The organism is Ruegeria sp. AH3 (assembly GCF_056536265.1).
Genome location: NZ_JBQFJL010000001.1, coordinates 2,380,472 through 2,400,998 on the forward strand (window position 1 = coordinate 2,380,472; position 20,527 = coordinate 2,400,998).

General features: G+C 59.3%; 24 protein-coding genes. 14 read left to right on the forward strand and 10 right to left on the reverse strand.

The window, feature by feature from the left end; translation table 11 throughout:
• Window positions 1-20 precede the first annotated feature (20 nt).
• The 3 genes from lysA to argH all read right to left on the reverse strand — a co-directional run bounded on the left by lysA (window position 21) and on the right by argH (window position 3,152).
• Window positions 21-1,286 (reverse strand): diaminopimelate decarboxylase, encoded by a 1,266-nt coding sequence (lysA, locus tag ACR3EM_RS11995; protein WP_480470920.1) that lies wholly within the window; start codon window positions 1,284-1,286, stop codon window positions 21-23.
• Window positions 1,287-1,581: 295 nt separating this feature from the next.
• Window positions 1,582-1,764 carry an argininosuccinate lyase gene (locus tag ACR3EM_RS12000; RefSeq protein WP_170395762.1) on the reverse strand — a complete coding sequence of 61 codons (183 nt, stop codon included), beginning with the start codon at window positions 1,762-1,764 and terminating at the stop codon, window positions 1,582-1,584.
• A complete protein-coding gene (gene argH, locus ACR3EM_RS12005) occupies window positions 1,764-3,152 on the reverse strand; it encodes an argininosuccinate lyase (RefSeq protein ID WP_480470921.1) in 1,389 nt (462 codons plus the stop codon). Before argH ends, ACR3EM_RS12000 begins: the two co-directional genes overlap by 1 nt.
• Before the next feature lie 21 nt (window positions 3,153-3,173).
• On the opposite strand from argH, the gene ACR3EM_RS12010 reads away from it, so the two are divergent.
• From ACR3EM_RS12010 to yddG, 10 genes are all read left to right on the forward strand, one after another.
• Entirely contained in the window at window positions 3,174-3,740 is a 567-nt protein-coding gene (locus ACR3EM_RS12010) for a TlpA disulfide reductase family protein (protein ID WP_480470922.1), read from the forward strand.
• Window positions 3,741-3,830: 90 nt separating this feature from the next.
• Entirely contained in the window at window positions 3,831-4,160 is a 330-nt protein-coding gene (locus ACR3EM_RS12015; protein ID WP_480470923.1) for a hypothetical protein, read from the forward strand.
• 60 nt (window positions 4,161-4,220) lie between these two features.
• Window positions 4,221-4,607, forward strand: coding sequence for a hypothetical protein (locus tag ACR3EM_RS12020; RefSeq protein WP_480470924.1), 387 nt, complete (start codon window positions 4,221-4,223; stop codon window positions 4,605-4,607).
• On the forward strand, window positions 4,604-5,575 hold the full coding sequence (locus tag ACR3EM_RS12025; protein WP_480470925.1) for a sterol desaturase family protein: 972 nt from the start codon (window positions 4,604-4,606) through the stop codon (window positions 5,573-5,575). Before ACR3EM_RS12020 ends, ACR3EM_RS12025 begins: the two co-directional genes overlap by 4 nt.
• A 91-nt stretch (window positions 5,576-5,666) precedes the next feature.
• A complete protein-coding gene (locus tag ACR3EM_RS12030) occupies window positions 5,667-5,849 on the forward strand; it encodes a hypothetical protein (RefSeq protein ID WP_480470926.1) in 183 nt (60 codons plus the stop codon).
• Window positions 5,850-5,943: 94 nt separating this feature from the next.
• A complete protein-coding gene (locus ACR3EM_RS12035; RefSeq protein ID WP_480470927.1) occupies window positions 5,944-6,777 on the forward strand; it encodes an EAL domain-containing protein in 834 nt (277 codons plus the stop codon).
• 190 nt (window positions 6,778-6,967) lie between these two features.
• Window positions 6,968-8,143 (forward strand): acetyl-CoA C-acetyltransferase, encoded by a 1,176-nt coding sequence (locus tag ACR3EM_RS12040; RefSeq protein WP_480470928.1) that lies wholly within the window; start codon window positions 6,968-6,970, stop codon window positions 8,141-8,143.
• Between the two features lie 187 nt (window positions 8,144-8,330).
• Entirely contained in the window at window positions 8,331-9,053 is a 723-nt protein-coding gene (gene phbB / locus ACR3EM_RS12045; protein WP_170353550.1) for an acetoacetyl-CoA reductase, read from the forward strand.
• A gap of 303 nt (window positions 9,054-9,356) precedes the next feature.
• The gene (locus ACR3EM_RS12050) at window positions 9,357-10,304 is read left to right on the forward strand and encodes a transcriptional regulator GcvA (RefSeq protein ID WP_480470929.1); all 948 of its coding nucleotides are present in this window, start codon (window positions 9,357-9,359) and stop codon (window positions 10,302-10,304) included.
• Window positions 10,301-11,167, forward strand: a complete 867-nt coding sequence (gene yddG, locus ACR3EM_RS12055; protein ID WP_480470930.1) for an aromatic amino acid exporter YddG — start codon at window positions 10,301-10,303, stop codon at window positions 11,165-11,167. Before ACR3EM_RS12050 ends, yddG begins: the two co-directional genes overlap by 4 nt.
• Here the strand turns inward: yddG and ACR3EM_RS12060 are convergent.
• From ACR3EM_RS12060 to ACR3EM_RS12070, 3 genes are all read right to left on the reverse strand, one after another.
• Complete coding sequence (locus tag ACR3EM_RS12060; protein ID WP_010443648.1) at window positions 11,164-11,328, reverse strand: YdcH family protein; 165 nt, start codon at window positions 11,326-11,328, stop codon at window positions 11,164-11,166. The two genes, yddG and ACR3EM_RS12060, sit on opposite strands and share 4 nt — an antisense overlap.
• Window positions 11,329-11,452: 124 nt before the next feature.
• Window positions 11,453-12,220 carry a tRNA1(Val) (adenine(37)-N6)-methyltransferase gene (locus ACR3EM_RS12065; RefSeq protein ID WP_480470931.1) on the reverse strand — a complete coding sequence of 256 codons (768 nt, stop codon included), beginning with the start codon at window positions 12,218-12,220 and terminating at the stop codon, window positions 11,453-11,455.
• Entirely contained in the window at window positions 12,217-12,432 is a 216-nt protein-coding gene (locus ACR3EM_RS12070; RefSeq protein ID WP_480470932.1) for a putative signal transducing protein, read from the reverse strand. Before ACR3EM_RS12070 ends, ACR3EM_RS12065 begins: the two co-directional genes overlap by 4 nt.
• A 56-nt stretch (window positions 12,433-12,488) precedes the next feature.
• On the opposite strand from ACR3EM_RS12070, the gene ACR3EM_RS12075 reads away from it, so the two are divergent.
• Window positions 12,489-13,487, forward strand: a complete 999-nt coding sequence (locus ACR3EM_RS12075; RefSeq protein WP_480470933.1) for a polyprenyl synthetase family protein — start codon at window positions 12,489-12,491, stop codon at window positions 13,485-13,487.
• Here the strand turns inward: ACR3EM_RS12075 and ACR3EM_RS12080 are convergent.
• The 4 genes from ACR3EM_RS12080 to soxR form a co-directional block, all read right to left on the reverse strand.
• Entirely contained in the window at window positions 13,480-14,301 is an 822-nt protein-coding gene (locus ACR3EM_RS12080) for a 4-(cytidine 5'-diphospho)-2-C-methyl-D-erythritol kinase (RefSeq protein ID WP_480470934.1), read from the reverse strand. The two genes, ACR3EM_RS12075 and ACR3EM_RS12080, sit on opposite strands and share 8 nt — an antisense overlap.
• On the reverse strand, window positions 14,291-15,946 hold the full coding sequence (locus ACR3EM_RS12085; RefSeq protein WP_480471922.1) for a tetratricopeptide repeat protein: 1,656 nt from the start codon (window positions 15,944-15,946) through the stop codon (window positions 14,291-14,293). Before ACR3EM_RS12085 ends, ACR3EM_RS12080 begins: the two co-directional genes overlap by 11 nt.
• A 154-nt stretch (window positions 15,947-16,100) precedes the next feature.
• Entirely contained in the window at window positions 16,101-17,747 is a 1,647-nt protein-coding gene (locus ACR3EM_RS12090) for an electron transfer flavoprotein-ubiquinone oxidoreductase (protein ID WP_480470935.1), read from the reverse strand.
• A 136-nt stretch (window positions 17,748-17,883) separates the two neighbouring features.
• On the reverse strand, window positions 17,884-18,339 hold the full coding sequence (gene soxR, locus ACR3EM_RS12095) for a redox-sensitive transcriptional activator SoxR (RefSeq protein ID WP_480470936.1): 456 nt from the start codon (window positions 18,337-18,339) through the stop codon (window positions 17,884-17,886).
• A gap of 85 nt (window positions 18,340-18,424) precedes the next feature.
• Between soxR and ACR3EM_RS12100 the strand changes: the two genes are divergently transcribed.
• The 3 genes from ACR3EM_RS12100 (at window position 18,425) to ACR3EM_RS12110 (ending at window position 20,522) form a co-directional block, all read left to right on the forward strand.
• Window positions 18,425-18,805 (forward strand): VOC family protein, encoded by a 381-nt coding sequence (locus tag ACR3EM_RS12100; RefSeq protein WP_480470937.1) that lies wholly within the window; start codon window positions 18,425-18,427, stop codon window positions 18,803-18,805.
• 237 nt (window positions 18,806-19,042) lie between these two features.
• Complete coding sequence (greA, locus tag ACR3EM_RS12105) at window positions 19,043-19,513, forward strand: transcription elongation factor GreA (protein ID WP_480470938.1); 471 nt, start codon at window positions 19,043-19,045, stop codon at window positions 19,511-19,513.
• Between the two features lie 16 nt (window positions 19,514-19,529).
• On the forward strand, window positions 19,530-20,522 hold the full coding sequence (locus tag ACR3EM_RS12110; protein ID WP_480470939.1) for a hypothetical protein: 993 nt from the start codon (window positions 19,530-19,532) through the stop codon (window positions 20,520-20,522).
• Window positions 20,523-20,527 lie beyond the last annotated feature (5 nt).

The window sequence follows — 20,527 nt, forward strand, 5'->3', positions numbered from 1 at the left end:
CGGCCCGCGCGCCTATCGCGTCAGAGCCACTCTGGTATGGTATCGCGGTTTATGATTTCGTCAAAGCTTGGCCGTTCACGAATTACGGCAAATTGATCCCCATTCACCAGAACTTCGGGGATCAGGGGCCTTGTATTGTACTCGCTGGACATCACCGCGCCATATGCCCCCGCACTGCGGAAGGCGATCAGATCGCCCGATTTCAGAGGCGGCATGTTGCGTTGCTTGGCAAATGTATCGCCAGATTCGCAGACCGGGCCGACAATATCATAGGGTCTTTGTTCAACCCCGGCGGCAGGTTCCTTGACCGCCACGATGTCATGATGCGCCTCATACATCGCAGGGCGGATCAGATCATTCATCGCGCCGTCGAGGATCAGGAAATCGCGGTCTTCGCCGGATTTAACATAGATGACCTTGGACACCATCAGGCCCGCATTGCCTGCGATCAGGCGGCCGGGCTCAATCTCGATCTCACAGCCCAAATGACCCAATGTTTTCTTGATCATCGCGCCATATTCCACTGGGAGCGGAGGCGCGTCATTGGAACGCGTATAGGGAATGCCCAAACCGCCGCCCAGATCAAGACGGCGGATATTGTGGCCCTCGGCGCGCAGACGCTCGGTCAGGTCAGCGACCTTGTTGTAGGCCAGCTCAAACGGCTCGAGCTCGGTCAGCTGAGAGCCGATATGGACGTCAATCCCGATCACTTCGAGCCCCGGCAAGCTCGCTGCCAGCGCATAGACCTCAGAGGCGCGCGAGATCGGGATGCCGAACTTGTTCTCGGATTTGCCGGTGGCAATCTTGGCGTGGGTCTTTGCGTCCACATCCGGGTTGACCCTCACGGTGATCGGCGCAACCTTGCCAAGTTCCAGCGCGACCGCGTTGATCACCTGCATCTCAGGTTCGGATTCGACGTTGAACTGGCGGATGCCACCCGTCAGGGCCGTGCGAATCTCGTCCGCAGTCTTGCCGACGCCCGAAAACACGATCTTGTCTCCGGGTACTCCGGCAGCCTTAGCGCGCAGATATTCCCCGCCCGAGACCACATCCATCCCCGCGCCTGCCTGCGCCAGCGTCTTCAGGATCGCCTGATTGCTGGCGGCCTTCATCGCGTAACAGACAAGGTGATCGGTACCCTCAAGCGCATCGTCGAACAGCTTGAAATGCCGCAACAGAGTCGCCGTCGAGTATACATAGAACGGGGTTCCGACCACGGCTGCGATTTCGGATACGGGGACGTCCTCGGCGAAAAGCGCGCCGTCGCGGTAGAGAAAATGATCCATGAAAGCGCGCTTAGACCAAAAGAGGCATGTGGATCAAATGATTCCGGTGGGGTTGTGATCACCCGTCGCGGTTCAGAAGGTCTTTGACGCGCCAACCCGTGCGTATCCTGAAACCGAGATTCCGGATCCGCTGGGTGCGGCCGATGACTCCGTTCGGGGTGTACCTGACGGGTCGCAAGCTGCTAGCACAGCGAGGCAGAGGATCAGGCCGACAGGTCTCATGCTATTTCTCTTTGTCATTCAGAACGTGTCTGATGCAAATGGGTGCACGATCCGTAGATTGCAAATTCGGATTTCAGAGCCCGAGATAAACGCCCAGCCCACCGCGTCTAAGACCAACGCCAACACCACCATAGGTGCCACTGCTGCCCACACCGACACTTGCGCTCATCGTTGGTTGGATGGGTTCGCCATCTGCACCGCAGCCAGCCAGAGCCGCTGCAACCGCAATCAAGAGCACCACGCGTCGTATCTGCATTACACCAGCGCCTTCCATCGCTTGATCTGGGCCCGCACCTGATCCGGTGCGGTGCCGCCATAGGATTGGCGCGAGTTTACCGAGTTTTCGACCGTAAGAACAGAATAGACGTTATCGGTGATGTTTGCATGGACGGATTGCATGTCTTCGAGTGTCAGGTCGGGCAAATCGCATCCTTTGCTCTCGGCCATTGCAACCAGCGAACCGGTGACATGGTGCGCATCGCGGAACGGCAGGCCCAGCACGCGGACCAGCCAATCGGCCAGATCAGTTGCAGTTGAGAAACCGGACCCAGCAGCAGCGGCGAGGCTTTCGCGGTTGGCGGTCATGTCCTTGACCATGCCCTCCATGGCTGCCAGCGCGAGCATCCAGTTGTCGGCGGCATCAAAGACCTGTTCTTTGTCTTCCTGCATGTCCTTGGAATAGGCCAGCGGCAGACCCTTCATCACCATCATCAGCGCGGTATTGGCTCCGTATATGCGGCCCACCTTGGCGCGGATCAGTTCTGCGGCGTCGGGGTTTTTCTTTTGCGGCATAATCGATGAGCCGGTCGAGAACCTGTCCGAGAGTGTCACAAAGCGGAACTGGGCCGAGGACCAGATCACCAGTTCTTCGGCAAAGCGCGACAGGTGCACGGCGCAGATCGAGGCAGTGGACAAGAACTCCAACGCAAAATCACGGTCGCTGACGGCGTCCAGAGAGTTTGCGGCAGGGCGGTCGAAACCCAGCGCCTCAGCCGTCATCTGCCGGTCGATGGGAAACGAGGTCCCGGCCAGCGCGGCTGCGCCGAGAGGGGATTCGTTCATCCGGGCACGTGCATCGCGGACGCGGGACAGATCACGCCCGAACATTTCCACATAAGCCATCATGTGATGACCCCATGTCACCGGCTGCGCGGTTTGAAGGTGGGTAAAGCCCGGCATGACCCAATCCGCCCCGGCCTCTGCCTGCGCCAAAAGCGCGCGGATCAGGGCCAGAAGGCCGGTTTCGGCTGCGTCAAACTGATCGCGGACCCAGAGTTTGAAATCGGTTGCCACCTGGTCATTCCGCGACCGGCCCGTGTGCAATCGGCCTGCGGGCTCACCGATTACCTCTTTCAGGCGCGCCTCGACATTCATGTGGATGTCTTCCAGCGCGGTCGAGAACTGAAATTCTCCGTTCTGGATTTCTGACAAAACGGTGAGCAGCCCTTCCCGAATGGCCTGCGCATCACTATCAGTTATAACGCCTGTGGCCGCCAGCATGGCGGCATGGGCGCGCGAGCCTGCAATGTCCTGGGCTGCCATCCGCTGATCGAACCCGATCGAGGCGTTGATTGCCTCCATGATCGCGTCTGGACCGGCGGCAAAGCGGCCGCCCCACATCTGGTTCGAGGATTGATCGGTCATGTAAGAAAACCCGGAGTTGATATGCGCCTATTTCGTCTGATCCCCCTTTATATGGCCCTTGCGCTGGGTGCAAACGCGGCTTTGGCTGCTGATGCCGAGACCCTCGGCCCGTTGCGTGACGGAACTCTGAAACGGTTGATCCTGCATAAGGAGCCTAAGGAGGCCAAGACTATCGAATTCCAGTTGGAAGATGATGGCGGCGTTGGCACGCTTGAGGACTATCGCGGCAAATACGTGCTGATAAATTTCTGGGCCACGTGGTGCGCCCCCTGCCGCAAAGAGATGCCTCAGATTGCCGAGCTTCAGGAAGAATTCGGTGGCGACAAGTTTGAGGTGCTCACCCTGGCCACCGGGCGCAACACGCCTGCCGGGATCAAGAAGTTCTTCGATGAGAACGGCATCGAGAACCTGCCACGCCATCAGGACCCAAGTTCTGCTACTGCGCGTGAATTTGGCGTTATTGCCCTGCCGATCACCGTGATCCTGAATCCCGAAGGTCAGGAAATCGCCCGTCTGATTGGCGATGCCGAGTGGAACTCGGATAGCGCCAAGGCGATTGTAGGGGCGCTGGTGGGTGCCGAAAGCTAACGCACACGCCATTGCGGTCAATTTGTGTTAGACTGGAACCGGCCCCGATGGGCCGGTTTTCGTTTGTAACCTGAGAGAAGGGAGACGGCGATGAAACCGGTGGTTTTATTGATTGGCCGTTTGCCAAATGTCATCGGCGACGTGGCGCGGCAGCTGGATCACATGCCGATCCAATGGCTGGGTGCGCATGATCAGGATGAGGTAAAACGGCAACTCGATGCCGAACCGCGCATCGTCTGTGCGATCATGGGCGCCGGCCTCGACGACAAGATTCGCGGTGAAATGGTGGGTATCATCGCCGCGCGCAGGCCCGATATCTGCATCCACCTCAAAGACCGGGCTTCCGGCCCTGAAGGGTTGGTGCCGTTTGTTGAGCGGGTCGTGCAGCACGAGCTTCCGGAAACGCTCGAGGCCGACTGACGCCACGCCACCTTTGACAGTACCTTTGCCGCTCTGCACTCTGCCGGGTGGGAGGACGCAATGCCGCTTGAAATACTGCTGGTTCTGGTGGTCGGAGGTATCGCCGGGATCACTCTGATGCTGCACCTGACAGGGCGATCGCGCGTGCGCGATCTGACGCCTGAAACAGCCGCGTCCGAATGGCTGCGCCATGCACCAGATGATTTCATCATTGATATCACCATCGCACATGACAAACGCACCGCCCTGATCCGCACTGAAACCGGAAACGGGCTGTTGTGGTCCTTTGGTGCCGATACCGTGGCGCGGCACCTGTTGGACTTCGACTGGATCAACCATTCGGACGGGCTGGAGGTTCAGTTTCATGAATTCGGTACACCCAAGGTTCTCATTCACCTCGATGATTTTGAACGCCCGCATTGGCAGAATTTGATGGACCCCACATGACCGACCAAGTGAGCTTTCCCGACGCGGTGCAATGGGCCGTGCCCTTCTTCATTGCTGCCATTCTGGCCGAGTTCCTCTGGATTGCCGTCAAGGGCCGAGGCGGGCGTTATGAGACCCGCGATGCGGTGACATCTCTGATCATGGGTGCAGGCAATATTGCGTCCGGTTTCCTGCTGGGCTTCATCGCCTACGCGTTCTTCATGTGGCTATGGCAAATCACGCCGCTGAACCTGGGCACTTCGATTCCGGTGATCATCCTGTGCTTCGTGCTGGACGACCTGAGGTATTACTGGGTGCATCGGTTCGGGCATCGCATCCGCTGGGTCTGGGCCAGCCATGTGAACCACCACAGCTCGCAACACTACAACCTGACGACGGCGCTGCGGCAGACCTGGACCTATACGTTCACCTTCATGATGGTTGTGCGCGCACCGCTGATCCTGCTGGGCTTCCACCCGGCCATGGTGCTGTTCGTCGGAGGGCTGAATCTGATCTATCAGTTCTGGATTCACACCGAAGCCATCGGCAAGATGCCCCGCTGGTTTGAGGCCGTGATGAACACGCCAAGCCACCATCGCGCCCATCACGGGCGCAACGCGCGGTATTTGGATTGCAACTATGCTGGTGTCTTCATCATCTGGGACAAGCTGTTCGGAACGTTTGTACCCGAGCAGGAAGATGACCGTGTCGATTATGGGTTGGTCCACAATATCGGCACGTTCAACCCGCTGCGTGTGGCCTTTCACGAATGGGTCAGCATCTGGCGCGATGCCACACAGCCCGGACTGACCCCGCGCCAGCGTCTGGCCTATTGCTTTGCACCGCCGGGCTACAGCCACGATGGCAGCCGGGACAATTCCGGGCAGATCAAAGCCAAACACCTGCTCCGCCATCCGGAAGATCGCGGAACGCCCGGATTTGAGCATCTGGACCCGCCAGTGCCCAAAGGACAGGCAGAACAAGCCTGAGCATAAGCGGATTTGCGCGAGCTTGGTTGATTTCCGGGCTCAGAGCTCCATATGAGACAGAAGTTTTGTATCCGTGCAGCCTGAGGCCATTATGACCCGCATCATCACTATCTCGACGTTTATTGGCCTTGCAGGGCTGGTAGTGGCAATGTTGGCAGCTCTGGGTGCGGGCGTATCTCCGGTTGCTTTGGCGCTTGGATTTGCAATGACCGCGCTTGGCATGATCGGCGCGGTGGTTGGTGCCGCCGGATACGCGTGGCAATCGGTACGCTGATCTGACGTGCGCGCAGAAAACTGAGTTTTCTTAACCGCAGATTCACTTGTTTGACCTGAAATCAGAGCCATTCCTTTCGTGGACAGGCTTGGATATGCGGGACAAGAAACTGGCAGACGTGCCCGAAGGCTCGGACAATCCGCTGAATGCGGCTGTGTCATCCCGGGATGGTTCGGTCGTGCAAATGGCGACCGAAGCGGTGAAACACAAACAATGCAAACTGGCCTTTCAACCGGTCATGCAGGCACAGCCGCCGCAGAATGTTGCCTTTTACGAAGGGTTCATCCGCGTTTTGGACGAAACCGGTCGGGTGATACCGGCGCGAGAATTCATGCCGCAGGTCGAAAACACTCCTATCGGGCGCGATCTGGATTGCGTTGCGCTTGAGATGGGATTGCGCACCCTGATCCGAAATCCCGGTATTCGCTTGTCTATCAACATGTCCGCCCGATCCATCGGCTATGCCGGATGGTCCCGCGTGCTGGACAGGTTTCTGAAAAAAGACAACAGCCTGGGGGAAAGGTTGATTCTGGAGATCTCGGAAAGGTCGGCCATGCAGGTGCCCGAGCTGGTGGTGGATTTCATGGACCGACAGCAGGCGCGCGGCATCGCCTTTGCGCTGGATGATTTCGGCGCCAGCAATTTCAGCTTTCGCTACTTTCGCGAGTTTATGTTCGACGCGGCCAAGATTGATGGTCAGTTCATCCGCGGAATTGCTCAAAACCGGGACAACCAGGCTCTGGTGCGTGCCCTGATCGCCGTGGCGCGGGAATTTGAGATTCTCGTAACAGCCGAATCGGTCGAAACCCCCGAAGATGCCGCCTTTCTGGTCGCTAACGGAGTCGACTGTCTGCAGGGCTTTCTGTTTGGCGCGCCATCGGTTGCGCCACCGTGGGCATCAGATAGTCAGGCAAAAACAGGTAGTTGAATAGTTGAAGGTGCGTCTTTTCGCACCGAATCCGGCACTGAGACAAGCTGACCGTTGCTGCACATGCAGCATTAAGGTATTGCAAAGAGACTGGAGCGGGGGATCACGAGGCGCTCTTGTTTTCGAGGGGTTCCTCTCGACCTGCGCCGTCAGACATCCCGCTGGACCATGACGGTAAAGGATTGACTATATGACCAACGTAGTAATCGCATCCGCCGCCCGCACAGGTGTGGGCAGCTTTGGTGGTTCGTTTGCGAACACCCCTGCACATGACCTCGGCGCTGCGGTCCTCGAAGCGGTGGTGGACCGCGCCGGGATCGACAAAGGCGAAGTAAGCGAAACCATCATGGGCCAGGTCCTGACCGCCGCCCAGGGTCAGAACCCTGCACGCCAGGCGCATATCAATGCGGGCCTGCCGCAGGAAAGCGCGGCTTGGGGCATCAACCAGGTTTGCGGTTCGGGCCTGCGTGCCGTTGCACTGGGTGCGCAGCATATCCAATTGGGCGATGCCGAGATCGTTGCCGCTGGTGGGCAAGAGAACATGACCCTGTCACCCCACGCCGCCGCCCTGCGCGCCGGTCACAAGATGGGCGACATGAAGTATATCGACACGATGATCCGCGACGGTCTGTGGGATGCCTTCAACGGCTATCACATGGGTCAGACGGCTGAGAACGTCGCTGAGAAGTGGCAGATCAGCCGCGACATGCAGGACGAATTCGCTGTCGCATCGCAGAACAAAGCCGAAGCGGCACAGAACGCTGGCAAGTTCGCCGACGAGATCGTGCCCTTCACCATCAAGACCCGCAAGGGCGACATCGTGATGGACAAGGACGAGTACATCCGCCACGGCGCGACCATGGAGGCGATGGCCAAACTGCGCCCAGCCTTCACCAAAGACGGCTCAGTCACTGCAGCCAACGCCTCGGGCCTGAACGACGGCGCAGCGGCGACTCTGCTGATGTCGGCTGAGAATGCCGAAAAGCGCGGCATCGAGCCTCTGGCCCGCATTGCATCTTACGCGACCGCCGGTCTGGACCCGTCGATCATGGGCGTCGGCCCGATCTACGCTTCGCGCAAGGCGCTGGAAAAGGCGGGCTGGTCGGTTGACGATCTGGATCTGGTCGAGGCCAACGAAGCCTTTGCCGCACAGGCCTGCGCGGTGAACAAGGACATGGGCTGGGATCCGTCGATCGTGAACGTGAACGGCGGCGCGATTGCCATCGGTCACCCGATCGGAGCGTCGGGCTGCCGCGTTCTGAACACGCTTCTGTTCGAAATGAAACGCCGTGACGCCAAGAAGGGCCTGGCGACCCTCTGCATCGGTGGCGGCATGGGTGTCGCCCTCTGCGTGGAGCGCGACTAAGCGTTTTGACATCCAGATAATAAAGGCGCCCCCTCCGGGCGCCTTTTTTGTACCACTGGGGCCTGGCCTCGAAGATGCGACGATATTGCCACCCGGAATTCAAAAACACGGCACGAAACAATATTGCGCAACACAAATCAGCACAGTAACAACATTACCAAGACGATTGAAATTGGAGGAATCCTAAATGGCACGTACAGCACTCGTAACCGGCGGTTCTCGCGGCATCGGCGCAGCAATTTCCAAGGCGCTCAAGGCCGAAGGATACAATGTTGCCGCCACTTATGCGGGCAATGACGAAGCCGCAGCAAAATTCACCGAGGAAACCGGCATCGCCACCTACAAGTGGAATGTTGCTGATTACGACGAATCCAAAGCAGGCATCGAAAAAGTCGAAGCCGAGGTTGGTCCGATCGACATTGTGGTCGCCAACGCAGGCATCACCCGCGACGCGCCGTTCCACAAGATGACGCCCGAGCAATGGCATCAGGTGATCGACACAAACCTGACCGGGGTATTCAACACCGTTCACCCGGTTTGGCCGGGTATGCGTGAGCGCAAGTTTGGCCGTATCATCGTAATCAGCTCGATCAACGGTCAGAAGGGCCAATTCGCTCAGGTGAATTATGCGGCGACCAAAGCGGGCGATCTGGGTATCGTGAAATCACTGGCTCAGGAGGGTGCGCGGGCCGGTATTACCGCCAACGCGATCTGCCCCGGCTATATCGCGACCGAGATGGTGATGGCAGTCCCCGAGAAGGTACGCGAGTCGATCATCGGTCAAATCCCGGCGGGTCGTCTGGGTGAACCGGAAGAAATCGCGCGTTGTGTGGCGTTCCTGGCGTCAGACGATTCGCAGTTTATCAACGGTTCGACCATCTCGGCCAACGGGGCACAGTTCTTCGTCTAAAGCGAAGGCATTGGAATGAAAACGGGCCGGTCCACCAAGGACCGGCCCTTCTTTTATCCCGTAAGACCGCGCGCGCTGCGGTCAGCGGGAACCGAATAGCCAGGACCAGAACCCTACAACCGCCTTGCCACGCTCTTCATGTGCGCGGTGAATGGCGCTTTGGATGGCTGGGTTTGTCGTCATCTCGATCATGTTGAACCCTTCTCTATCAAGGTGGATTTGTCTTGCCTTCAACATGACCTTTGATTTTAAACTGCACAAACGAGAGTTTTCGCCACTTCAGTTCAGAAATATTTAACCGAGATGTCCGACCGCCTGCCCCCTCTCACCGCTTTGCGCGCCTTCGATGCCGCAGCACGAAATATGTCATTCGCCAAAGCCGCGGATGAGTTGAACGTGACCCCGGCCGCGCTGTCCTTTCAGATCAAATCGTTAGAGGAGCATCTGGGTCACCCCCTGTTTCGTCGCCTCAACCGCGCAGTGGAACTGACTGAGGCCGGGCGAACGCTTGCTCCGGGAACTGCGGATGGTTTTGCTGCGCTGCAGGCCGCGTGGCAGGCAACGCGGCGACTGCAGGATGAAACCAGCCTGACAGTCACCGCTGGCCCCGCCCTGACGGCTAAGTGGCTAGCACCACGCCTGTACGAATTCGCCCGGGCCAATCCTGGGATTGACCTGAAGTTCTCGGCCACATTACGCAACATGGATCTGGAACGCGATGACGTGGACGTGGCGATCCGCTTTGGATACGGACCCGATGAGGGCCTGTATTCCGTTCCCGTCCGCAGGGAATGGCTGACGCCAGTGATGACGCCGGAACTGGCGGAACAATTCTCGACACCCGAGTCTCTGCGAGACGCCCCTCTGATCCACGACGATTCGATCAGTTTTCTAAAACCGCGCTGCGACTGGCCCGCATGGTTCCGCGCCGTAGGCCTGGATTTCACGCCGACCCATGGCGCGCATTTTTCGAACGCGGATCACGCCATCGACGCCGCTGTGGCTGGAGTTGGCGTGGTGCTGGGGCGGCGCGCGATGATCCTGAAAGACCTGACCGAAGGTCGTTTGGTGGCACCGTTCAAAGTGGCGCTGGAAACCGCCGGGCGCTTTCGCTTTCTGTGTCTGCAAGGAGCGGAAAAACGACCCCAGATCGCGGCGTTCCGCGACTGGTTCATATCCGAGATTGAAAAGACCGCGCATATATCCGATGAGTTCGAAATCATCCCGGTCGAGAAGGTGTCCACTGAATGAGTAAAATGGCTGCGACTGCAATCGGCTTTGTCGCTGTGTTGCTCTGGTCCTTGCTGGCCCTGTTCACGGTAGGCTCTGCCCCGACTCCGCCTCTGTTGCTGAACGCAATCTGCTTTTCGATCGGCGGTACGTTGGGCCTGATCTGGACTGTTGCGAGTGGCGGCGTCGGGCAGCTCCGTCAGATCGCGTGGACCACCTATCTATTCGGAACGATTGGACTTTTTGGCTACCATGCGCTCTATTTCTCGGCCTTGCGCATGGCCCCTGCGGCCGAGGCGGGGCTGATTGCCTATCTCTGGCCCCTATTGATTGTGCTGCTGTCTGGCCTGCTACCCGGTGAGCAGCTGAAACCTGGCCATCTGATCGGGGCATGCCTTGGCTTTGCCGGGGCCGCCGTCATCATCACCGGCGGGGGCAGTGCGGGGTTTCAGATACAGCACCTACCCGGCTATGGGTTGGCTTTGCTGTGCGCACTGACATGGTCAAGCTACTCGGTCCTGTCGCGTCGTCTGGGCGATGTCCCTACAAGCTCGGTCGCGGTGTTCTGCGTATTGACGGCTGTTGCCTCATGGATCTTGCATTTCGCGGTAGAAGAAACCGTCTGGCCACAGACCGCGTTGGGCTGGGGCTCAACCCTCGCGCTGGGGCTGGGGCCGGTGGGCTTGGCGTTCTATGTATGGGATATCGGCGTCAAGCGCGGGGATATTCAAATCCTTGGCACCGCCTCGTACGCGGCCCCTTTGCTTTCCACGCTGGTCTTGGTTCTGGCCGGGATCGCCGCCCCGTCCTGGGGTCTGGCGACCGCGGCTTTGTTTGTCACCGGTGGCGCTGCCATCGCGGCCCGCGCCAGCCTGAAGGCTTAAGCCGACAGGCGCTCGATCTCTTCTTTAAGCTTCAGCTTCTGTTTCTTGAGCTGGGCGATATGGAGATCGTCGATACCAGGTGAGCGTTGCGCTTCTTCCACTTCAAGACCGAGAATTTCATGTTTCTTCTTCAACTCCGTCAGATGTGCGCTCACGCTCATGGCGGTCCTCCTTCTCTGGTTTGTAAGTGTCACGTAAGAAGTTGATCACATCATTTCCAGCCTGTCACGCTGCAGTCGCACAGAATCTGTAATAAATCCGACAAATTCGGCTGGTCATTGCCGATCAGTCGAACAACCCCGTCAAAGCCGCCCCATCCCGCAACACGGCCGAGACCTGAGGCGTATAGCTTTCGCCATCCTGAACATGCCGGTCCCCCGTATGCAGCACCAGCGGTGCATGCAGCCGGAATGCAGCGCGCCCACCTTTTCTGGCGCGCAGGATCACCAGCTCGGCCGCACGATTTATGCGGGGCGACAATGGCAGCACCTCGACCGAGCCCAAGCGACCCGCACAGCCTGCCAGAATATCGGGCAAACGGTCGGCTTTCTGAATCATGTGCAGATACCCGCGCGGAGCCAGCCGCCGGGCGGCAACATCGATCCAATCCTGCAACGGCGTATCCTCGCCCAATGCGGCCCTACGCCCCGGGTCTGTGGACGGGCTGTGCGCTCCGGCGCGATAATACGGGGGATTGGCAATGACGTGATCGAACTGCATCTGGCGCAGGTCATCTGGCAAGGCATTCAGATCGGCCTCGACCACGGTCAGTGCAGCGTTGTCATCCGCATTCCGGCGCGCCAGTTCCGCATATGCCTGCTGCAGCTCGACCCCAGTCGCCTGCAATTGCGGCACGCGGGCCATCAGGCATTGAATGGCGGCACCGGCCCCGCAGCCCAGCTCCAACACCGTCTGGCCCGCATGCACGGGGACGGACGCGGCCAGCAGGACCGGATCAACCCCCGCCCGATATCCCGAGCGCGGTTGCCATAACCGTACGCGGCCGCCCAAAAAATCATTGCAGGTCAGATCGCTGTCGGGAAAACTCTTCATCGCCCCAGCGGGATCTCATTGTCACGCATGACTCGCTCGGCACGGTTCAGATCGTCGGCCCGCACCATCAGGCGGCGAGGGAAGATTCCGATGCCACCTTCGAGGATGCTCATATTTACGTCCATCTGAAAGCAGTCTATATCCTCGCCTTCAAGGAGAGCCGTTGCAAAAGCCAGGATTGTCGGATCGGTACTGCGCAATAGTTCTTTCATGGGGATGGATGTAAGGGCAAGGTGAGCCGGAAGTCGAGCCTTGTATCAGGAGTGTGATGGACGTCGGCACAATCTCGAAACCGCATGAACGTCTGGCAGAGATGCTGGCGGATGAAATGGCAGCGGTCAACACGCTGATTCGGACGCGTATGGCGTCGGAACATGCCCCGCGCATCCCCGAAGTGACCGCCCATCTTGTCGAAGCTGGCGGTAAGCGCCTGCGCCCGATGCTGACATTGGCTGCGGCGCAGTTGTTCGGCTATTCCGGCGATCATCATGTCAAACTTGCTGCAACGGTCGAGTTCATTCACACCGCGACCCTGCTACATGACGATGTAGTTGATGAAAGCGGGCAGCGGCGCGGGCGTCCTACCGCGAACCTGCTGTGGGACAACAAATCCAGCGTACTGGTTGGCGATTACCTGTTTTCCCGCAGTTTCCAGCTGATGGTCGAAACCGGATCATTGCGGGTTCTGGACATTCTGGCCAATGCCTCGGCGACCATTGCCGAAGGTGAGGTGCTTCAGATGACGGCAGCCACTGATCTGGGCACGGATGAGGGCGTGTATCTGCAAGTGGTGCGCGGCAAGACGGCGGCGTTGTTTTCTGCTGCAACCGAAGTGGGTGGCGTCATCGCTGGCGCGTCTGAAGCGCAGGTCAAGGCGCTGTACGACTACGGAGATGCACTGGGAATTGCATTCCAGATCGCTGATGATCTGCTGGATTATCAAGGCAATAGCGCGGCGACGGGTAAGAATGTAGGCGACGATTTCCGCGAACGTAAACTGACCCTGCCCGTGATCAAGGCCGTGGCGCAGGCCACCGCCGAAGAGCACGCCTTCTGGGAGCGTACGATTGGTCGCGGACGTCAGGAAGACGGCGATCTGGATCATGCCCTGTCGCTGATGGCGAAATACGGCACGCTGGACGCGACGCGCGCTGATGCCTTTGGCTGGGCCGCCAAGGCCAAGGCAGCACTTGCGGCACTGCCCGATCATGAAATCCGCAGCTTGTTGGGTGATCTCGCAGACTACGTTGTTTCGCGCCTCAACTAAGCGTCACGGCACGGCACCACCATTCAGGGTGCGCCGCGCCGATTTCATAGGCCGCAAAATGAGCAGCTTTCAGCGTTGGATAAAGCGCGAAACAGGTCGAACCTGAGCCTGACATGCGCGTCAGAAACACGTCTCGTGTCTCGCTCAGTGCATCAAGGACATCCGGGATTTCGGGTGTCACGGATGCCGCAGGTGCCTCCAGATCGTTCCGCTGACCCAGTAACCACTCAGCGCAGTCTTCCGGTGTTGCAAACGCGGGAATCATTGCAGGCATCGGCGCGTTGTCTCGCCTCTGCAGAGCGGAAAAGACCGGCCCGGTCGGAACCGGAATACCCGGATTGACCAGAAGCGCGGGCAAGGGCGGCAAAGTAATCGGTTCGATCTGATCGCCGATCCCACGCATTCGCGCCGCCGAGGCCTGGACACAGACCGGAACATCGGCACCCAGTGAAACCGGAACGGTGTCGGCCATTTTTGCCCCTTGGGCGGTCAAACTGCGCAGGACCGCCGCTGCGTCCGTGGACCCGCCGCCAATACCGCCGCCATGGGGCAAGTGTTTTTCCAGTTGGATTTGCCCTGTCCACCCGACGGCTTCAGCCGCCTGCCACACCAGATTGCGCGCGTCACAGGGCACGCCATCGGCAAACTCTCCGCTGACATCCAACGTCAAATCCGGCCCAGAAGTTAGCGTCAGACGATCTCCGACATCGGCGAAAACAACCAGCGAGTCCAGCAGATGATAGCCATCCGCGCGCTGGCCGGTCACATGCAGGGTCAGGTTGATCTTGGCGGGCGCAAACGCCTCAGCCTTCATTGGCTACCTTCAGGGGCTCAGCGCCTTCTTCCTGCAACACCACGTCCAGCCCGGCCTCGATCTTGCGGCGGATGCGTTCAGGATCGGCCTCGCCATCGGTGTCTTCGGGATCAATGAAGGACAGGGCGCGTTTCCACTGGAATTCGGCTTCGCGGGCACGGCCCACGGCCCAGTAGACATCGCCCAGATGGTCGTTGACCACCGGATCGACCGGCATCAGTTCGACCGCACGCTCCATATGATCCACCGCTTCTTCATAGCGCCCCAGACGGAACAGGACCCAGCCCAAACTGTCGACGATATACCCGCTGTCCGGGCGTGCAGCGACGGCGCGTTCAATCATCTCAAGCGCTTCGTCCAGCTTTTCCTGCCGCTCAACCAGCGAGTAACCCAGATAATTCAGCACCTGCGGCTGATCCGGGTTCAGCTCCAGCGCGCGGCGGAAGTCGGTTTCGGCCTCGTCCCAATTCTTGAGCCGCTCGTGCGAGATTCCACGGGCATAGTGCAGGAACCAGCTGCCGCTGATGCCATCCTCGGTCAGGTCAATCGCGCGGTCATATGATGTCACCGCCTCAGCATAATCCTCCTGCTGACGGCGCAAATCGGCCAGCGCTACATGTACACCGGGCAGATCGGGGTTTTGCGCGGCCAGGTTCTGCAGCACCTCTGCAGCTGCGTCTTTGCGCTCTGATCGGCTGAGCACTTCGGCGCGACCAAGCTCAGCGGCGTGATAGTCACTGCTTTCCGGCGGCACCTGACGATAGACGTCAACAGCCTGATCATATTGCTCAAGCCCGTCCAGCAGTTCAGCGCTCAGCAGAATGGCGTCAATATGGTCGGGGCGCAGGAACATCGCGATACGGGCATAGAGCAGGACATAATCCGGCGACGCCTCGGCGCTGAGCGCGGCGCCAACCGAGAAGAACACCTCGGCCATGCCATCCTGCGCCGAGCCCACATGGGTAAAGGGCAGAGTTTGCCCGTCGGTCAGCTGCGCGACATAGTTTTCAATGGTTGGGTCGCTTCCCGCAGCAAAGACATCGTCAAGAAATTGCAGCGCATCCGTGTTCCGATCCAGCTGTGACAGAACCTCGGCCCGTGCCAGCGCGGCGCGGCGCGACAGCCGGGCGACGGTTCCGTCATTGGCCGCAAAGATCGCCTCGGCCCCTTCGAAATCGCCAATCGATGCCAGCGCCACGGCTTTGTGATAAAGCGCGAAATCCTTCAGACCTTCCTGCGTTGAAACAAGATCAAACTGCTCCATCGCTTTGGTCATGGCACCCTGGTCCATATAGGCCCAGGCGGCCATCAGCCCGTCAACCAGTGGGCCAACGCCTTGCGTCTCGGGATCACGGGCCAGAAGCTCTTCGAGCGCGCCATCTGCAATCAGGTTGGCGGAAATGACCATCCGCGCCGCCTGGCTCGGCAGGCCGTTGGCCTCAATGGTTTCTGCCACGGGCAGCGCGCGCTTGATCTGGCCAAGAGCAAGCCGTGCCACCACGACATTCTCAAGCAGCTTGGCGTTTTGGGGGTCGGTCTTCAGCGCCTGAGAATAATAGCGTTCTGCCGCAGGATAGTCGCTCTGATAGATCGCCTGCCGACCGGCCAGATACGAACCCGTATCCGCCATCGCGGGAAGCGTCATTGCGGAGCTGAGGATCACGGCCAGTGCCGTGCGTCGAACCAGGGAAACCACCGATATCTGCCTTGCTATCATTGAATGTACGATAAGCTAGGGCTTCGGCAGGCAAGAGGCAATGGCAGAGCCTTCACGACCCTGCCAGAGCCCGTCTTTTCGCTTACATGTTGGGATAGTTCGGGCCATCCCCGCCCTGCGGCGTGGTCCAGGTGATATTCTGGCTGGGATCCTTGATGTCGCAGGTTTTGCAGTGGACGCAGTTTTGGAAGTTGATGACGAATCGCGGACCGTTCTCATCCTCGACCATCTCGTACACGCCTGCGGGGCAGTAACGCTGCGCCGGTTCATCGAACTTGGGCAGGTTCACTTTGACCGGGATTTCCGGGTCGGCCAGCCGCAGATGGCAGGGCTGGCTTTCCTCGTGGTTGGTCGCCGCGAAAGATACGTTGGTCAGCCGGTCGAAGGACAACACGCCGTCGGGTTTCGGGTAGTCGATAGGCTGGTGCTTGCTGGCATCCTCGGTCGATTCCGCGTCGTTCTTGCCATGGCCCAGAGTGCCCAGCAGAGAGAAGCCCAGCGTGTTGGTCCACATGTCCATGCCGCCCAGCATTAGCGAGGCGGTCAGGCCGTATTTCGACCAAAGCGGTTTAACGTTGCGCACCTTCTTCAGATCGCTGCCGATGGCACCATCGCGCACGTCAGTTTCATAAGCGGTCAGCTCATCACCCGAACGCTCGGTCTTGATGGCGTCATAGGCGGCCTCAGCCGCGGCTTTACCCGACAGCATGGCGTTGTGGTTGCCCTTGATGCGCGGCACGTTGACCATGCCCGCAGAACAGCCCAGCAGCGCCACGCCCGGCGCAACCAGTTTCGGCATCGACTGATAGCCACCCTCGGTGATTGCGCGCGCTCCGTAAGCCACGCGCTTTCCGCCTTTCAACAGCTCGGCCACCATCGGGTGATGCTTGAAGCGCTGGAATTCCATGTAAGGGTACAGATGCGGATTTTTGTAGTTCAGGTGAACCACGAAACCGACATAGACCTGATTGTTTTCAAGATGATAGATGAACGACCCGCCGCCTGCATTGCTGCCCAGCGGCCAACCCATGGTGTGCGTGACGCTGCCTTCTTTGTGCTTGGCCGGGTCGATCTCCCAGATCTCTTTCATGCCGACGCCGTATTTCTGCGGCTCTTTGCCCGCAGACAGGTCGTATTTGGCGATAACCTCCTTGGATAGAGAGCCCCGGACGCCCTCCGACAGGAAAACGTATTTGCCGTGCAACTCCATGCCCGGCTCGGTGTTGGGACCGTAGGAGCCATCGGGCTCCAGACCAAACACACCAGCCACGACGCCTTTGACTTCGCCGTTTTCGCCATACACCATTTCAGAGCAAGCCATGCCGGGGAAAATCTCAACACCCAGCTCTTCGGCCTGTTCAGCCATCCAGCGGCAGACATTGCCCATCGACACGATGTAGTTACCGTGGTTGTTCATCAGCGGCGGCATCGGGAAATTGGGGATGCGCAGCTTACCGGCCTCACCCAGCATGTAGAAGTTATCTTCATGCACCGGCACGTTCAGCGGCGCGCCCTTTTCCTTCCAATCCGGGATCAGCGCGTCCAGACCGCAAGGGTCCAGCACCGCACCCGACAGGATATGCGCCCCCACTTCCGAGCCTTTTTCCAGCACCACGACATTCAAGTCGGCATCCAGCTGTTTCAGACGGATGGCCGCTGACAGGCCCGCGGGGCCTGCACCCACGATCACCACGTCATATTCCATCGCTTCGCGTTCAATCTCGGCCATCGCGGGCTCCCTAGCTAACTTTCCGAATTGGCGCTTTCACTGCGTGGTCGGCGCAATATTGTTTCACGGCTGATTACATGCTGAGAAAGACATAGGTCAATCGAAACACGGCGTAACAATGCCTCTATTCGACACTTCACGCCTCTGGCGCATCACCCATCAGGTATCTGGGGCCGCTGCCATGGGTTTTGGCCCGGTCATCGGGGTTGTAAAGCCTGCATTTGGGCAAGCTGAGACACCCGCAGCCGATGCATCCGTCCAGATTGTCGCGCAACCTTATCAAAATATCGATTCGCGCGTCGAGATGAGCGCGCAATCCCTGACTGATGTCTTTCCAATCCTGTGGTGTGGGTGTTCGATTGCCCGGCAGGCCTGATAGCACTTCACGTATCTCAGGCAGGGTCAGGCCGAACTGTTGCGCAATCATAATGAAGCTCAGCCGCCGGATATCAGCCCGCTGGTATCGGCGTTGCCCTCCGGCATTGCGCCAGGGCGCGATCAGACCTTGCGCCTCATAGTACCGGATAGCTGAAACAGCCAGCCCAGTGCGCCGGGCCAATGCGCCAATTGCAAGCCCCTCGGAAACCGCCATCTCATCCTCATAAATAATCCTTGACCTAAAGTTAGGTTTAGAAATTACGGTGAGTCGGGACAAGCCAAATCGTAAAGGAGCTCCCATGATTGCAACGCTTGAACACACCAACTTCACGGTCCGCGACCCCAAGGCGTCGGCGGCGTGGATGCAGGACGTCTTTGACTGGAAAACGCGGTGGGAGGGTCCGGCCATAGCCGGCGGCTATACCGTGCATGTGGGCGGGCCCCACACCTACCTTGCGCTTTATAACCCGGGCAATCCAAAGCCACTGAACAACAGCAGCTATGACATCGTTGGTGGCCTGAACCATGTGGGGGTGCTGGTCGAAGATCTGGATGCCACCGAGGCGAAGGTCAAAAAGGCCGGGTTCGAGCCGCACAATCACGCCGATTACGAGCCAGGCCGCAGGTTCTATTTCCGCGACGACAATGGCATCGAATTCGAAGTGGTCCAGTATGATTGAGCTGCTCTGGCTCGGAACCGACGCCCATCGCTGGCGGCGCGGTGACCTTCTGAGACACCGTCATAGGCGAGCTATGCCGCCGCCAAAACGGCGCTAAGTTGCAGGTTGCGCCAGAAGGCGCGCCTGCCCTCTTGCAATTCACGCCTCATTTGGGTCAGGTAATTGCTGACCCATCTTTCGCCCCGACGCTATCACCCTGCGGCGGGGCGTCACAATTTCTGCGTGGACGACAAGACTATGGAAAAAATCCCCATGACGCCTGCGGGCAATGCCGCGCTCGAGGCAGAGTTGAAGAACCTCAAATCGGTCGAGCGACCGGCGATCATCGAGGCGATTGCCTCGGCGCGCGAACTCGGCGACCTGAAGGAAAACGCCGAATACCATTCGGCCCGTGAAAAGCAGGGCTTTATCGAAGGTCGCATCAAAGAACTTGAGGGCGTGCTGTCGCTGGTTGATGTGATCGATCCGACCAAGCTGTCCGGCGCGGTGAAGTTCGGGGCCAAGGTCACTTTGGTCGATGAAGACACCGACGAGGAAAAGACCTGGCAAATCGTGGGTGAATATGAGGCCAATATCGAAGCGGGCCTTCTGAATATCAAATCCCCTATCGCCCGCGCCCTGATCGGCAAGGATGAAGGCGACAGCGTCGAGGTCCGCACCCCCGGCGGTGTGCGCTCATACGAAATTCTGAGCATCGAATACGCCTGATCCGGAGCGTCACGTCATGTCCGACACCGACCCTGATCCGGAAGATAAGAAACCGACCTCTCTGGGCATCTATGACCGACCCGGTTCCCCTTCGGTGACCGGGATCGAAATCGCGGCAGGTGCGCTCAGCCTGTTGTGGCTGGTCGTGGCCGTGGTGTTTCTGGTGCTGCCCGGCGCCGGACAGGGCGGATTTATCGTTACGGCTCTGGCCGTGTTCCTGCCGGTCGCGATGATCTGGGTCGCGGCGCTGGCGATGCGTGCCAGCCGGATCATGCGCGAGGAAAGCGCCCGGCTTCAGACTGCGATCGATGCCATCCGCAACAGCTATGTCACGCAGCAACAGCGCGCGGCCAGCACCTATGAGCCGACGGTTGGCAAAAAACTGGACGAAATTGCCGAGACCGCCAAGAAAACCGAAAGTGCATTGGCCACATTCTCGACCAACCGCGCCGAGCCGACGCGGCCCGGCAAGCGATCGTCTGAGCCTGCCAATCAGACTTCGCTGGAGCTGGGCACATCGGCGGAAGAGATCACGCCGCCGCTGGCCCGGGATGTATTCATCCGTGCGTTGAACTTTCCGGAAACCCAGGATGACAAGGAAGGCTTCAACGCTCTGCGCGTTGCGCTGAAGGATCGCAAGGCGGCAAAGCTGGTGCAGGCCTCGCAAGACGTTCTGACCCTCCTCAGCCAGGAGGGGATCTATATGGACGATTTGCGCCCCGACATGGCCCGGCCTGAAGTCTGGCGACAGTTTGCGCATGGCGAGCGCGGGCGGGCGGTGGCCACGTTGGGCGGCATCCGCGACCGGTCCTCGCTGGCGCTGACGGCGGCGCGGATGAAGCAGGACCCGATCTTTCGCGATGCGGCCCATCACTTCCTGCGCCGATTCGATCACATGATCGCCGATTTCGAACCCGAGGCCAGCGACGCCGAACTGACTGCACTGGGTGAGACCCGAACGGCGCGAGCCTTCATGCTGGTTGGTCGCGTGGCGGGGACGTTTGACTAAGGCGT

Coding starts and splice junctions, on each gene's coding strand:
- lysA (WP_480470920.1), bottom strand. CDS start 1,286: ATGGATCATTTTCTCTACCGCGACGGCGCGCTTTTCGCCGAGGACGTC.
- ACR3EM_RS12000 (WP_170395762.1), bottom strand. CDS start 1,764: ATGCAGATACGACGCGTGGTGCTCTTGATTGCGGTTGCAGCGGCTCTG.
- argH (WP_480470921.1), bottom strand. CDS start 3,152: ATGACCGATCAATCCTCGAACCAGATGTGGGGCGGCCGCTTTGCCGCC.
- ACR3EM_RS12010 (WP_480470922.1), top strand. CDS start 3,174: ATGCGCCTATTTCGTCTGATCCCCCTTTATATGGCCCTTGCGCTGGGT.
- ACR3EM_RS12015 (WP_480470923.1), top strand. CDS start 3,831: ATGAAACCGGTGGTTTTATTGATTGGCCGTTTGCCAAATGTCATCGGC.
- ACR3EM_RS12020 (WP_480470924.1), top strand. CDS start 4,221: ATGCCGCTTGAAATACTGCTGGTTCTGGTGGTCGGAGGTATCGCCGGG.
- ACR3EM_RS12025 (WP_480470925.1), top strand. CDS start 4,604: ATGACCGACCAAGTGAGCTTTCCCGACGCGGTGCAATGGGCCGTGCCC.
- ACR3EM_RS12030 (WP_480470926.1), top strand. CDS start 5,667: ATGACCCGCATCATCACTATCTCGACGTTTATTGGCCTTGCAGGGCTG.
- ACR3EM_RS12035 (WP_480470927.1), top strand. CDS start 5,944: ATGCGGGACAAGAAACTGGCAGACGTGCCCGAAGGCTCGGACAATCCG.
- ACR3EM_RS12040 (WP_480470928.1), top strand. CDS start 6,968: ATGACCAACGTAGTAATCGCATCCGCCGCCCGCACAGGTGTGGGCAGC.
- phbB (WP_170353550.1), top strand. CDS start 8,331: ATGGCACGTACAGCACTCGTAACCGGCGGTTCTCGCGGCATCGGCGCA.
- ACR3EM_RS12050 (WP_480470929.1), top strand. CDS start 9,357: ATGTCCGACCGCCTGCCCCCTCTCACCGCTTTGCGCGCCTTCGATGCC.
- yddG (WP_480470930.1), top strand. CDS start 10,301: ATGAGTAAAATGGCTGCGACTGCAATCGGCTTTGTCGCTGTGTTGCTC.
- ACR3EM_RS12060 (WP_010443648.1), bottom strand. CDS start 11,328: ATGAGCGTGAGCGCACATCTGACGGAGTTGAAGAAGAAACATGAAATT.
- ACR3EM_RS12065 (WP_480470931.1), bottom strand. CDS start 12,220: ATGAAGAGTTTTCCCGACAGCGATCTGACCTGCAATGATTTTTTGGGC.
- ACR3EM_RS12070 (WP_480470932.1), bottom strand. CDS start 12,432: ATGAAAGAACTATTGCGCAGTACCGATCCGACAATCCTGGCTTTTGCA.
- ACR3EM_RS12075 (WP_480470933.1), top strand. CDS start 12,489: ATGGACGTCGGCACAATCTCGAAACCGCATGAACGTCTGGCAGAGATG.
- ACR3EM_RS12080 (WP_480470934.1), bottom strand. CDS start 14,301: ATGAAGGCTGAGGCGTTTGCGCCCGCCAAGATCAACCTGACCCTGCAT.
- ACR3EM_RS12085 (WP_480471922.1), bottom strand. CDS start 15,946: ATGACGCTTCCCGCGATGGCGGATACGGGTTCGTATCTGGCCGGTCGG.
- ACR3EM_RS12090 (WP_480470935.1), bottom strand. CDS start 17,747: ATGGCCGAGATTGAACGCGAAGCGATGGAATATGACGTGGTGATCGTG.
- soxR (WP_480470936.1), bottom strand. CDS start 18,339: ATGGCGGTTTCCGAGGGGCTTGCAATTGGCGCATTGGCCCGGCGCACT.
- ACR3EM_RS12100 (WP_480470937.1), top strand. CDS start 18,425: ATGATTGCAACGCTTGAACACACCAACTTCACGGTCCGCGACCCCAAG.
- greA (WP_480470938.1), top strand. CDS start 19,043: ATGGAAAAAATCCCCATGACGCCTGCGGGCAATGCCGCGCTCGAGGCA.
- ACR3EM_RS12110 (WP_480470939.1), top strand. CDS start 19,530: ATGTCCGACACCGACCCTGATCCGGAAGATAAGAAACCGACCTCTCTG.